This window comes from Novosphingobium sp. HR1a, assembly GCF_015594425.1.
Taxonomy (GTDB): domain Bacteria; phylum Pseudomonadota; class Alphaproteobacteria; order Sphingomonadales; family Sphingomonadaceae; genus Novosphingobium; species Novosphingobium resinovorum_A.
In genome coordinates this window covers 1-445 of record NZ_JABXWS010000165.1, presented here as the reverse complement: position 1 = coordinate 445, position 445 = coordinate 1, and the positions used below count along the sequence as shown (strand labels likewise).

Below are 445 nucleotides of genomic sequence, written 5' to 3'. Positions count from 1 at the left end.
GTTTAGAGTCCTCTTTCGGGGAGGAACCCCTCCGACTTCCAGTCGGATACTGGCTTCAGCCGTAGACTCGCGTGCAAGCCTGTAACCTCGGGAAAAACGGAAGACCGCCTGAAGGGCGTAAGTCTTCCGTTTTTCCCGAGGTTACAGGCTATGCGCTACAAGAGCGGTTGTCACACGACATTCCATCATCGCTATCATCTCGTCTGGGCACCCAAGTATCGCTTCAAGGTGCTCCATGGCGACGTGCGCCTGCGGGTCCGGGAAATTATCAGGCAAGTTTGCGCCGAGATGGGCGTGACGATCATCAATGGGGCACTGTCGAAGGACCACGTGCACATGTTCGTCGAAATCCCGCCGCACGTTTCCGTCAGCGATTTCGTCCGCCGTGCCAAGGGGCGATCGTCACGGAAAATCCAGCAGGAGTTCGAGCACATCCGCAAGCGGT

The 445-nt window shown here is 57.3% G+C and carries 1 protein-coding gene; it reads left to right on the top strand.

Annotated elements, in window-relative coordinates; all coding sequences use genetic code 11:
• Positions 1-150: 150 nt before the first annotated feature.
• Positions 151-445 (top strand): IS200/IS605 family transposase (gene tnpA / locus HWN72_RS30835; protein WP_211152343.1); only part of this gene is annotated, 295 nt, incomplete at its 3' end.